Origin of the sequence: Colwellia psychrerythraea 34H (genome assembly GCF_000012325.1) — a bacterium.
Classification (GTDB): Bacteria; Pseudomonadota; Gammaproteobacteria; order Enterobacterales; family Alteromonadaceae; genus Colwellia; species Colwellia psychrerythraea_A.
In genome coordinates this window covers 2,311,246-2,324,095 of the sequence record NC_003910.7, presented here as the reverse complement: position 1 = coordinate 2,324,095, position 12,850 = coordinate 2,311,246, and the positions used below count along the sequence as shown (strand labels likewise).

The 12,850-nt window shown below is 38.9% G+C and carries 9 protein-coding genes; 2 read left to right on the top strand and 7 right to left on the bottom strand.

The genetic code is table 11. The features are described 5' to 3' along the window. Positions 1-127: 127 nt before the first annotated feature. From odhB to sdhC, 6 genes are all read right to left on the bottom strand, one after another. The gene (gene odhB / locus CPS_RS09895) at positions 128-1,603 is read right to left on the bottom strand and encodes a 2-oxoglutarate dehydrogenase complex dihydrolipoyllysine-residue succinyltransferase (RefSeq protein ID WP_011043039.1); all 1,476 of its coding nucleotides are present in this window, start codon (positions 1,601-1,603) and stop codon (positions 128-130) included. Positions 1,604-1,661: 58 nt separating this feature from the next. Beyond that, positions 1,662-4,466, bottom strand: a complete 2,805-nt coding sequence (gene sucA / locus CPS_RS09890; RefSeq protein ID WP_011043038.1) for a 2-oxoglutarate dehydrogenase E1 component — start codon at positions 4,464-4,466, stop codon at positions 1,662-1,664. A 320-nt stretch (positions 4,467-4,786) separates the two neighbouring features. Further along, positions 4,787-5,494 (bottom strand): succinate dehydrogenase iron-sulfur subunit, encoded by a 708-nt coding sequence (locus CPS_RS09885; protein WP_011043037.1) that lies wholly within the window; start codon positions 5,492-5,494, stop codon positions 4,787-4,789. 11 nt (positions 5,495-5,505) lie between these two features. Continuing rightward, on the bottom strand, positions 5,506-7,272 hold the full coding sequence (sdhA, locus tag CPS_RS09880; RefSeq protein ID WP_011043036.1) for a succinate dehydrogenase flavoprotein subunit: 1,767 nt from the start codon (positions 7,270-7,272) through the stop codon (positions 5,506-5,508). Continuing rightward, on the bottom strand, positions 7,273-7,620 hold the full coding sequence (gene sdhD, locus CPS_RS09875) for a succinate dehydrogenase, hydrophobic membrane anchor protein (protein WP_011043035.1): 348 nt from the start codon (positions 7,618-7,620) through the stop codon (positions 7,273-7,275). It abuts the gene before it with no gap. Beyond that, positions 7,614-7,988 (bottom strand): succinate dehydrogenase, cytochrome b556 subunit, encoded by a 375-nt coding sequence (sdhC, locus tag CPS_RS09870; protein ID WP_011043034.1) that lies wholly within the window; start codon positions 7,986-7,988, stop codon positions 7,614-7,616. Before sdhC ends, sdhD begins: the two co-directional genes overlap by 7 nt. A 572-nt stretch (positions 7,989-8,560) precedes the next feature. Between sdhC and CPS_RS09865 the strand changes: the two genes are divergently transcribed. Together CPS_RS09865 and tcdA are read left to right on the top strand one after the other, a co-directional pair. Continuing rightward, positions 8,561-9,847 (top strand): citrate synthase, encoded by a 1,287-nt coding sequence (locus CPS_RS09865; protein WP_011043033.1) that lies wholly within the window; start codon positions 8,561-8,563, stop codon positions 9,845-9,847. 276 nt (positions 9,848-10,123) lie between these two features. After that, positions 10,124-10,942, top strand: a complete 819-nt coding sequence (tcdA, locus tag CPS_RS09860) for a tRNA cyclic N6-threonylcarbamoyladenosine(37) synthase TcdA (RefSeq protein WP_011043031.1) — start codon at positions 10,124-10,126, stop codon at positions 10,940-10,942. 44 nt (positions 10,943-10,986) lie between these two features. On the opposite strand, the gene CPS_RS09855 is transcribed toward tcdA, so the two are convergent. Beyond that, positions 10,987-12,696 carry a SufS family cysteine desulfurase gene (locus CPS_RS09855; RefSeq protein ID WP_011043030.1) on the bottom strand — a complete coding sequence of 570 codons (1,710 nt, stop codon included), beginning with the start codon at positions 12,694-12,696 and terminating at the stop codon, positions 10,987-10,989. Positions 12,697-12,850 lie beyond the last annotated feature (154 nt).

Here is a 12,850-nt window from a genome sequence, read left to right as displayed (position 1 = left end):
AAAGGTAAAACTAAGTAACAGCCTGTGAAAGTTTATCGATTATAGTACAAAAGCTCTAGTGACGGTAGCCAAAAGAGCTAATACTATAGTCTACTAACTATATTATTTTGTACGGGTAGATATACACTTATACGTCTAAAAGAAGACGTGTTGGATCTTCTAACAATTCTTTGATTGTTACTAAGAAACCAACAGATTCTTTACCGTCAATTAAGCGGTGATCATAAGATAATGCTAAATACATCATAGGTAAAATTTCTACTTTACCGTCAACTGCCATAGGGCGGTCTTGTATTTTATGCATACCTAAAATCGCTGCTTGAGGTAAGTTAAGAATAGGTGTTGATAATAGTGAACCAAATACACCACCGTTTGTGATAGTGAAGTTACCACCAGTCATATCAGCCATAGACAATTTACCGTCACGACCTTTAATAGCTAACTCACGAATTCCATTCTCAATGCCAGCCATACTTAGTTGATCAGAATCGCGTAATACTGGTGTTACTAAACCACGTGGCGTAGATACAGCGATAGAGATATCAAAGAAGTTATGATAAACAATGTCATCACCGTCAATTGAGGCATTTACTGCTGGGAATCGTTTTAATGCTTCAGTTACCGCTTTCACGTAAAAAGACATAAAACCAAGACGAGTGTCATGAGTTTTTTCAAACAAGTCTTTATATTGCTTACGTAAATCCATAATTGGCTTCATGTTAACTTCGTTAAACGTAGTTAACATCGCAGTAGAATTTTTAGCTTCTAATAAACGTGTTGCAATCGTTTTACGTAAACGCGTCATTGGCACACGTTTTTGTGTACGTTCGCCAAGTTCTTGTACTGGTGCAGCTACCGGTGCTACTGCTTTTGGTGCAGCAGCAGGTTTGTTAGCAGCGGCTTCAACGTCTTCTTTTGAAATACGTCCACCTTTACCAGTACCAACAACGGTGGCAGCCGTTAAGCCTTTCTCAGTCATTAAACGACGTACTGAAGGGCTAGCAAGATCATCTGAACTTACTGCATCTTCAATTGGTGCAGCGGTAGCAGCAGAACCTGCAGTTGCGCCGGCATTAAGTTCGCCAATTTTTTGAGCGCCTAAAACAGTATCGCCTTCAACATGGATAATTTTACCAATTACGCCATTATCTTGAGCAACAACTTCTAGTACTACTTTATCTGTTTCAATATCAACTAAGTTTTGGTCAACTGATACAGTATCACCTTCAGCTACATGCCATGTGGCAACAGTTGCATCGGCAACTGATTCAGGTAATACAGGTACAACGATATCGATTACTTTAACAGCTCCTGATGCCGCTGGAGCGCTTGCTGCTGCAACGGGTGCAGGTGCAGCAGCTTCACTGCCTTCTGAAAAGCTACCAATCACTTGGTCGCCTAATACAGTAGCACCGTCAGCTTGGCTAATATCGGTCATAACACCGTCGCAAGTTGCAGGAACTTCTAATACTACTTTGTCCGTTTCAATATCTACAAGTACTTGATCACGAGTAAATTTTTCACCAACTTGTACATGCCAAGTTGCTACTGTTGCATCAGCAACTGATTCAGGTAATACCGGAACTTTGATTTCGGTTGTCATTTTTTTAATCCTTTCAAACTTTCTTTGCGCTCACTATTTGAGTAAGCGCACCAAAGAGTTAATCTATTGTTAATGCTTGAGTAACAAGCGCTTGCTGTTCTTTAACATGAAGTGACATATAGCCGACAGCTGGAGCTGCAGAAGCCTTACGCCCAGCATAAGTCAACGTAGTACCTTCAGGGATAGCTGCTCTAAAGTTATGCTGCGAACAATACCAAGCACCTTGGTTTTGCGGCTCTTCCTGACACCAAACAAATTGCTTCACATGCTGGTATTCTTTCAATACAGCTTGTAGCTCTTGTTCAGGGAACGGATAAAGTTGCTCAATACGAACAATAGCAATATTATTTAGCTCATTTTTACGACGTTGATCAAGTAGTTCGTAATAAACCTTACCACTACAGAAAACAACACGCTCAACCGCTTTTGCATCAAGCTCATCAATTTCACCAATAACATTGTGGAATACACCCGTCGACATTTCTTCTAATGAAGAAACCGCTAATGGATGGCGTAACAATGATTTAGGTGACATAACCACAAGAGGACGACGCATAGGACGAACCACTTGACGACGCAGCATATTAAATACTTGCGCAGGTGTTGATGGCACACATACTTGCATATTGTGATCAGCACAAAGTTGTAAGAAGCGCTCTAAACGAGCTGATGAATGCTCAGGCCCTTGACCTTCATAGCCATGTGGTAACAACATAGTTAAGCCACATAAACGGCCCCACTTTTGCTCACCTGAACTAATGAATTGATCAAATACCACTTGCGCACAGTTAGCGAAATCACCAAATTGTGCTTCCCAAATGGTTAAACCTGCAGGCTCAGCAGTGGTATAGCCATATTCAAAGGCTAATACTGAGACTTCAGATAACACTGAATCATGTACATCAAATGGGCCTTGGCCTTCTCTGATATTTTGCAGTGGTAAATAGGTACTACCGTCTTCTTGATTATGCAATACAGCATGGCGATGGAAGAAAGTACCACGACCAGAATCTTGACCTGTGATACGTACACGATCACCACGATCAACAATGGATGCATAAGCTAAGTTTTCAGCCATACCCCAATCAAGTAATTTCTCACCTGTTGCCATTTTCATGCGATCATCGTAAATCTTTTTAACACGCGAATGCACTGGATGACTTTCTGGGTAACTTGACAATTTAACCGCTAGTTCTTTTAATTTCTCAAGCGATATTTCTTTGTCGTAGTCATCATCCCACTCATGGCCTAAGTATGGAGTCCAATCAACTGAATGCTCAGTCATTGGGCGCCATTGATCAACCGTACATTGACCTTCATCAAGTAACTTACGGTAGTAGGCTGTTAATTCATCAATTTTGGCAGTAGTTAAACTACCTTCCGCTGATAATTTATCTGCGTATAATTGACGTGGTGTAGGATGTTTTTTAACAATTTTGTACATAAGTGGCTGCGTAGCACTTGGCTCATCAGCTTCGTTATGTCCATGACGTCGGTAACAAACTAAATCGATAACAACATCACGTTTAAATTCATTACGGTAATCAAGTGCAATTTGCGTTGCTAAGATAACTGCTTCAGGATCATCACCATTTACATGGATAATTGGCGCCTGAACCATTTTAGCAATTTCAGTACAGTACTCACCAGAGCGAGTATCTTCAGCAACTGAGGTGGTAAAACCTACTTGGTTGTTGACTACAATACGTACCGTGCCGCCTACTTTAAAGGCGCGCGCTTGTGACATATTGAAGGTTTCTTGTACAACACCTTGACCTGCAATCGCAGAATCACCATGAATGGTAATAGGTAGTACTAAATCACCTTGATCACAGTCACGTCTATCTAGACGAGCGCGAACTGAACCAATAACAACTGGGTTAACGATTTCTAGATGTGATGGGTTAAATGCCAGCGCTAAATGAACGGTACCACCCGGGGTAACGAAATCTGAAGAATAACCTTGATGATATTTAACATCACCTGAGCTAAGTATTTCATCATGCTTACCGGCGAACTCATCAAATAATTTTGACGGGTTTTTACCCATGACATTAACAAGTACGTTTAGACGTCCACGATGAGCCATGCCCATAACCACTTCTTTAGTACCGGCAGCGCCAGCACGAGTGATTAATTCTTTAAGCATTGGGACAAGTGAATCACCACCTTCCAGAGAGAAACGTTTTGCACCTGGGAACTTAGCTCCAAGGTATTTCTCTAAGCCGTCAGCAGCGATTAAGCCCTGAAGAAGTTTAGTTTTTTCATCAACAGAAAGTGCCGCTTTAGACTGAACAGACTCAAGACGTTGTTGTAACCAACGTTTTTCGTCGGTAGCCGTCATGTGCATATATTCAGCACCAATAGAACCACAATAAGTGTTTCTTAATGCTTTATATAAGTCACCTAACTTCATGGTGTCTTGGCCGATGGCAAAAGAGCCAACGTTATATTCTTTATCGAAGTCGTTTTCAGATAAATCGTGATGTGAAAGCTGCAAGTCACGTACTTTGTCACGTTGCCATAAACCCAAAGGATCTAAATTAGCATTCTGATGACCGCGGAATCGAAACGCGTTGATAAGCTGTAAAACTTTGACTTGTTTAGCATCATTGCCACTAGAAACAACTACTTGTTTATTGGCTTGTTTTGCTAGGGCTCTAAATTCGTCACGGATGGCAGAGTGGCGGTATTCAACCTCACTACCTTCGACTTTCGGGAGTTGACTAAAGATACCTTGCCATTCTGCAGATACAGAGGCGGAGTTATCTAAGTATGATTCGTACAATTCTTCAATATAAACGATGTTGCCACCGTTTAAGTGGGAAGACTCTAGCCAAGCCTTCATTACACCTTCTGGCATTGCCGTGTTCCTTTGCTTGTCTGTAGCAAAAAAAAATACGTAATAATTATTTTATGCGTTTTGTTAAATTTATTATTGAAGTATTTATTTATAGAATAAATCAACACTTTTGCAGTAAAGAAAACAAACTACTTATAAAAATTATTACAATGTTTAAAATTATTATAAAAATACAGAGTATCCCCTACTAAGACGCTTTTATAAGAAACTATTAAAACGCTCAATAAAGAAACTACTCTGCTTATTCTGTCATAAAAACCAATTAAATAAACCTAGACTAAAGCAGTAGTTAAATTTTGTTTAGCTAGGTTTGGTATTTATTAAACCGCTCGGTTTAATAACATTGATTTGATATGACCAATCGCTTTTGTTGGGTTTAGTCCTTTTGGACAAACATCAACACAGTTCATGATGCCATGACAACGAAATACGCTGTAGGCATCTTGTAAACCATCTAAACGTTCTTCGGTTGCAGTATCACGGCTATCGATTAAGAATCGATACGCATGTAATAAACCTGCTGGGCCGATGAACTTATCAGGATTCCACCAAAAAGATGGACATGATGTTGAACAACATGCACATAAAATACATTCGTAAAGGCCGTCTAATTTATCACGTTCTTCAATCGTCTGTATGTTTTCACGCGCTGCTGGTTGTGCATCATTAATTAGGTATGGCTTAATTTTTTCATATTGCTGATAAAATTGAGTCATATCAATAATTAAATCACGTACTACCGGTAAACCTGGTAATGGACGTAAAATGATCTTATCGGCTTTCAATTCTGATAAAGGCGTAATACAAGCTAAGCCATTTTTACCATTCATGTTCAAGCCATCAGAGCCACAAACACCTTCACGACACGAGCGACGGAAAGATAAGCTTGAATCTGTTTCTTTTAAAAGAATCAGAGCGTCAAGTACCATTAAGTCAGAACCTTCTGGAACTTCTAACTCATAGTCTTTCATGTATGGCGCATTATCAACATCAGGGTTGTAACGGTAAATCGAAAATAACTGTTTCATTACAATGCTCCTTAATATACACGTGCTTTCGGAGGGAAAGCTTCGCGGTGAACGGGTTTCATATTAACATCACGTTTGGTCATTTCTTCAGTCTCTGGTGTGTAGACTGAGTGACATAACCAATTTACGTCATCACGTTCAGTGAAATCTTGACGTGCATGAGCACCACGAGATTCTGTTCGGAAGTTTGCTGCTTTTGCAGAACAAAAAGCTGTTTCCATTAAGTTATCTAATTCTAAACACTCAATACGTTGGGTGTTGAATTCTGATGACTTATCATCTAAACGAGCATCACTTAAACGTTCACGTATTTCAGTTAGCTCTTTCATGCCTTGCGCCATGGCTTCGCCTTCACGGAATACTGAGAAGTTCATTTGCATACACATCTGTAAATCTTTACGGATTTGTACAGGGTCTTCACCTTTAGTAGAAGATTCCCAACGATTAGTACGTGCAAGCGCTGCTTCTAGATCAGATTCAGATGCTTCTGTTGCAGTTTGTGTTTCGTTTAAGTAAGTACCTAAGAAGTTACCTGCTGCACGACCAAATACTACTAAATCAAGTAGTGAGTTACCGCCTAAGCGGTTTGCACCATGTACAGATACACAAGCGATTTCACCAACAGCGAATAAACCTTCAACGATAGTTTCTTTGCCATCACTGCCAATATTAAGGGCTTGACCATTAACATTACAAGGTACACCACCCATTTGGTAGTGACATGTAGGTATAACTGGAATAGGCTCTTCTGCTGGATCAACATGAGCAAAAGTTTTAGATAAATCACAAACACCAGGTAAACGTTTATATAACGTTTCACGGCCTAGATGATCAAGCTTCAACTTAATATGTGGACCCCAAGGACCGTCACAACCACGACCTTCACGAATCTCTGTCATCATTGAACGAGCAACAACATCACGCCCTGCTAAATCTTTAGCATTTGGTGCATAACGTTCCATGAAGCGTTCGCCGTCTTTATTCAGAAGGTAACCACCTTCTCCACGACAACCTTCAGTAACAAGTACACCCGCACCAGCTATACCGGTTGGATGGAATTGCCACATTTCCATGTCTTGCATTTGAATGCCAGCACGAAGAGACATACCAACACCATCACCGGTGTTGATGTGAGCATTGGTTGTAGAAGCAAATATACGACCAGCACCACCAGTAGCAAGTACAGTAGCACGTGCTTTAAAGTAAACAATTTCGCCAGTTTCAATGCAAATAGCAGTTGTACCAACGACAGCACCATCACTGTTTTTAACCAAATCTAATGCATACCATTCTGAGTAAACATTCGTTTTGTTTTTAACGTTTTGTTGATATAAACAATGAAGTAGTGCATGACCTGTACGGTCAGCTGCGGCAGCAGTACGAGCGGCTTGTTCGCCACCAAAGTTTTTAGACTGGCCACCAAATGGACGTTGGTAAATTTTACCTTCTTCCGTACGAGAAAACGGTAAACCCATTTTCTCTAATTCTATAATAGACTCTGGGCCTGTTTTACACATATATTCGATGGCGTCTTGGTCACCGATATAATCGCTACCTTTAACGGTATCGTACATGTGTTGTTCCCAGTGATCTTCATGGGCATTACCTAAAGCTACGGTAATACCACCTTGAGCCGATACAGTATGAGATCGAGTTGGAAATACTTTAGAAATCAAGGCACAAGATTTGCCTGATTCTGAAATTGCTAATGCAGCGCGCATACCTGCACCGCCTGCGCCAATAACAATGGCGTCAAATTCACGAATTGGAACGCTCACTTATACACCCCACACAGTTAAAGAGCCAAACATTAAGTAGGCTAATAAAGTAACAGAAAAAATAAATTGTAATGCACCGCGTAGGAACGCAGGTTTTACATAATCAGAAAGAACTTGCCATACGCCAATTTTAGCGTGAACAAGTAATGCTAATAACGCCATTACTGTTGCTACTTTAACACTCATACAAGCAAAGAAACCTTGCCATACATCATAAGTAACACTAGGTGTTACTACGAAGAAACCTGCGAGAAGTAAAGTATATAGTACAAGAATAATTGCACTAGCTCTTAAAAGAATGAAATCATGCACGCCATTTCGGCCCGCTGATGTGACGACGTTTACCATAACCAAACTCCTATAACTGCTGATACTGCTAACCAAATAACCATGATTAATTTGGCAGTGGCATTACCTGAAGCTAGTTCTTCAAAATGGCCTAGATCCATTAGCAAGTGACGAACACCCGCTAAAACATGAAAGGTCAAGGCAGAAAGACAGCCGAAAATAATGAATTTAAAGAAAAAGCCATCAAGGTAACCTTGAATTTGGGCAAATCCTTCAGCAGAAGAAAGAGAGGTTGAAAGGGTAAACAATAAAATACCAATAGCAAAAACCATAATTACACCAGATACACGGTGTAAAATTGAAGCATTAGCTGCTGGATGCATTTTTATCGTAGTTAAATCTAGGTTTACAGGACGTTGTTTTTTCACAATTGTTGCCTAAAGAGCTCGAAAGCCTTCAACTTTTATTATTGTTACTCATGAACTGCCTTTACTTAGCTGACTTAAAATCTTAATTGAAACTTAAAAATCAATATAAACAAAAGCAATTCCCGAAAGTGAACGGTAACTTTTACAACTTTACAAACTCATGTACCAATTCGGACATAAGTCTAACTAACTTCATTATGCGATTCTAGCTAGGTTTTGTAATATTATTCAATTTTACAAAAGCAAATACAAAAGCAAAAAAAGTAGGTAACTTCATAAAAAGCTACAGAACGCAGCGATTATATAGTTGATAAGATCGAATTACAATTTTACCGTATCCTAAGTTACATATGGGGCGTTTTTTGAACAGTAATTTGCGTTGCATTAAACTTTAGTATAATTACTCTTACATTTTAAATTCATTTCAGGGTAGAATGTCGGCAGTTTAAAAAACCCAGAAAAGTCACAAAAACTGACGATTTATTCACTTAGCTTTTTAATCTTTGTATTAAACAACTTAGTAGAATGTCAGTAAATGTACATAAATTATAATTGATAGGGGATAAAACATTATGGCTGAATCAAAAGCCACTCTGAGTATTGATGGCAAAGAAATTGGTGAATTTCCAGTTTTAAAAGGTACTGCAGGTACTGACGTAATTGATATTAGAACTTTAGGTAGCCATGGCTATTTCACCTACGATCCGGGCTTTTTAGCAACGGGTTCTTGTGAATCATCTATTACCTACATTGATGGCGGCAAAGGTGTTCTACAACACCGCGGTTACCCTATTGATAGCTTAGCTAAACAAGCTGATTACCTTGAAGTTTGTTATATCTTATTGAATGGCGATGCGCCAACTCAATCAGAGTATGAAGAATTTAAGTCAATCATCACTACACATACCATGGTACATGAGAAGTTAGTTCATTTCTTCCATGGTTTCTTACCTGATGCACATCCAATGGCTATGCTTTGTGGTGTTGTTGGTGCAATGTCATCTTTCTATCACAGTGACTTAGATATCACTGACCCTGCACAGCGTAAACGTAGTGCTCATAGATTGATTGCTAAAATGCCTACTATCGCTGCAATGGCTTATAAATATAGTGTTGGTCAACCATTTGTTTACCCACGCAATGAGCTTTCTTACGCTGAAAACTTCCTTCACATGATGTTCTCAGTACCTGCTGAAGAATATATAGTAAGCCCTACCGTAGCTAATGCTATGGACAGAATCTTTACTTTACATGCTGATCATGAACAAAATGCTTCAACTTCTACTGTTCGTTTAGCCGGTTCTTCTGGTGCTAACCCTTATGCTTGTATAGCAGCTGGTGTTGCATCTTTATGGGGCCCAGCACATGGCGGCGCTAATGAAGCATGTCTTACTATGCTTGAACAAATTGGTAGCTTAGAAAACGTTGCTGAATATGTAGCTAAAGCTAAAGATAAAAATGACCCATTCCGTTTAATGGGCTTTGGTCATCGTGTTTATAAAAACTTCGATCCTCGTGCAACAGTCATGCGTGAAACTTGTCATGAAGTATTGAATGAACTTGGTATCAGCGATCCTTTACTTGATGTCGCTATGGCATTAGAAAAAGTTGCTCTTGAAGACCCATACTTTATTGAGAAAAAACTTTACCCGAATGTTGATTTTTACTCAGGTATCATCTTAAAAGCAATTGGCATTCCTTCAAGTATGTTTACCGTGATTTTTGCTATGTCTAGAACGGTAGGTTGGATTGCTCACTGGGATGAAATGTTGTCTCAGCCGGGTCAAAAAATCGGTCGTCCTCGTCAGAAATACACGGGTGAAATTAACCGTGAATTCGTACCATTAAATAAAAGATAATGATTTAATGCTTATTTAAGCATCAATGAATTGATAAAAAAGGCAGCTTTCGCTGCCTTTTTTGTGCTTTTTTATCGAGAAAAACAACCAATCACCATATTACTTGCCTATAGTTGTTATTCACATAAGAAATACTTTAATCACTTTTAAATACCCTCATCACGATAGATTGTCGTTCAATTTTTGATATAGAATTATATTTAACTCACAGGAACTAGGCGTTATAATAACAACCTTCCCCTTCTTAATTACTCAATAAGACTCTTTAAATTCATTATGTCTGACTATTCTTTACGTTTTGGTGGCATTAGCCGTTTATATGGCGAACATGGCGCGAATGTTTTACAACAAGCAAATTTTTGTGTTATTGGCATTGGTGGTGTTGGATCTTGGGTAGCTGAAGCCCTAGCCCGCAATGGTATTGGAAAAATAACCTTAATAGATTTAGATGATATATGCACCACGAATATTAATCGTCAGATCCATGCATTAACTGACACTGTTGGACAAAGTAAAGTTGATGTTATGGCTGAGCGCATCAAACAAATCAACCCTGAGTGCCAAGTTAATATCATTGAAGACTTTGTAACGGTAGAAAATCTCTCTAGTTTAATTACCAAAGATTTTGATTATGTCATTGATGCCATTGATTCTGTAGACATTAAAACACGCCTTATTGCTTATTGCAGAGGTAGTAAATTACCGATTATCACCATTGGTGGTGCCGGTGGACAGGTGGATCCAAGCAAAATTGAAATCACAGACTTGAGCAAGACTTATCAAGACCCGTTACTTGCTAAAGTAAAAAATCAGCTACGTCGAGAGTTTAACTTTCCGCGTGCTGATCTTAAAACAGCAGGTAAACGAAAGTTCTCAATCGATGCCGTATATTCAACAGAACAATTACGCTACCCTGCTGATGGTAAACAAGGTGAAGTTTGCTTGGCTAAACCTGATAAGAGTAATGGCGAGCAAGGTGCTACGCGTTTAGATTGCCAAAGTGGTTTTGGTGCAACAACCCATGTCACAGCCACCTTTGCTTTTTTTGCCGTGGGTAGAGCCATTGACAAACTATTAATAAAACATCAAAAATAACATTAAAAAGACTCAATATGTAAACAGGTATCTACACTGTTTACTTATTGCTGTGCCATTGCTTTAATTTTTTCAACGATAGCCAATACACCATTACCGCGTGAAGGGCTTAAGTGTTGCATTAAACCTAATTTTTCAAAATAATCATTAATATTAAATTGGTGTATTTCTTGCGCCGTTTGATGATTAAAAGCAGCGAGTACAATCACTAATAAACCACGAATTATTTTTGCATCACTATCTGCAGTAAACGAATACAAACCTTGAGCGCTGTGTTCAGCTTTAATCCAAGCAAGGCTTTCACAACCTGCTATCAATGTATTGTCATCACGTGATGCTTTATCTAAACGTGGAAGATTTTTACCTAGCAACATAATTTCTCTATGTCGGGTATCCCAGCCTTTTGTTCTTGAAAAAAGAGTAATAATTTCATCTATCTCTTTCACGGGTGAGTCTAGTAATACATCTTCTTTCACTCGTGAGTTTGATTGTTCGATAGTTTCTTCCAATAATATGTTTTTTAAACAATCAATGAAATAGTCAATTTCTGTGACAGTATTGTAGGGAGCGAGTGAGACTCTTAAGCAACCATCAATTTTCAAATAAGCCATTAACGGCATTGCACAATGGTGGCCTGAGCGAATAGCAATACCATGCGTATCGAGAGACATGGCGATATCATGATTATGGTGCCCTGTTAAGGTAAAAGCGATAACGCCAATATCAGGGGTCCCTTCAACTATAAAGTTAACTTGCGCAATTTTATCTAACGCTTGATAACAATAATTAACCAGCTTTTGTTCAAATAAGCCATAGCTATTACTAACATCAGTTAACAAAGGGCCAAGAAACTTAATACTCTCAGCAAAAGCAATGACACCTGCAATATTTGGAGTGCCCGCTTCAAACTTAAAGGGCAATGAGTTAAATGTTGTTCCTTGAGTAAAACTCACCGTTTTAATCATTTCCCCTCCCCCTTGATAGGGAGCCATGCTTTCTAGGTGCTTCTTTTTACCATAAAGTACACCAATACCTGTTGGACCGTACATTTTATGCGCTGAGAAAACATAGAAATCACAATCGAGTGACTGTACGTTTACAGAAAAATGAGCTACAGCCTGGGTACCATCTATCACAGTAATGGCGCCAACAGATTTTGCTTTAACTATCACTTGTTCAATAGGATTTATTCGCCCCAACACATTAGAGATATGGGCGCAGGCTACAAATTTGGTTTTATCACTGATAATATTATCTATTTCATCAACATCGATATATCCAGATTCAGTGATAGGTATGACTTTGATTACAGCGCCTGTTTGTTCTGCAACAATTTGCCAAGGTACAATGTTTGCGTGATGTTCGCTAACGCAAATAGCTATCTCGTCTCCAGGTATTAAAATATTTCTCGCTAAACTTTGTACGACGACATTTATGCTTTCAGTTGCACCTTTCGTCCAGATAACTTCTTTAACACTTTTAGCCCCGATGAATCCTTGAACCAAGCTACGGGCTTTTTCAAAAGCAAACGTTGCTTTGCTACTTAGCTGATGAGAAGCTCTGTGAACATTAGCATTAAAATTACGGTAATAATGTTGCTGACAATCGATTACTTGTCTTGGTTTTTGCGTAGTCGCCGCATTATCGAAGTAAATCAAAGATGGCATTAAATCATCTTTTTCAATTAATGATTGATCATGACTTTCTATCAGCGGAAATTGTTGACGAAATAAGTGGGGTGAAAAAATGTTCATAAAAGGCTCATGCTAAGCGTGAAGCTGCTGAAAAGTAAGTTAATAAATACACGGATATTATAACTCAATTTCCCTCAGGAATTTAAGCACTTAGTTTAAGAGTAATTATATCCCCTGACTTAGAGAGGAAAAATAAACCTGAACTGTGCTGGGT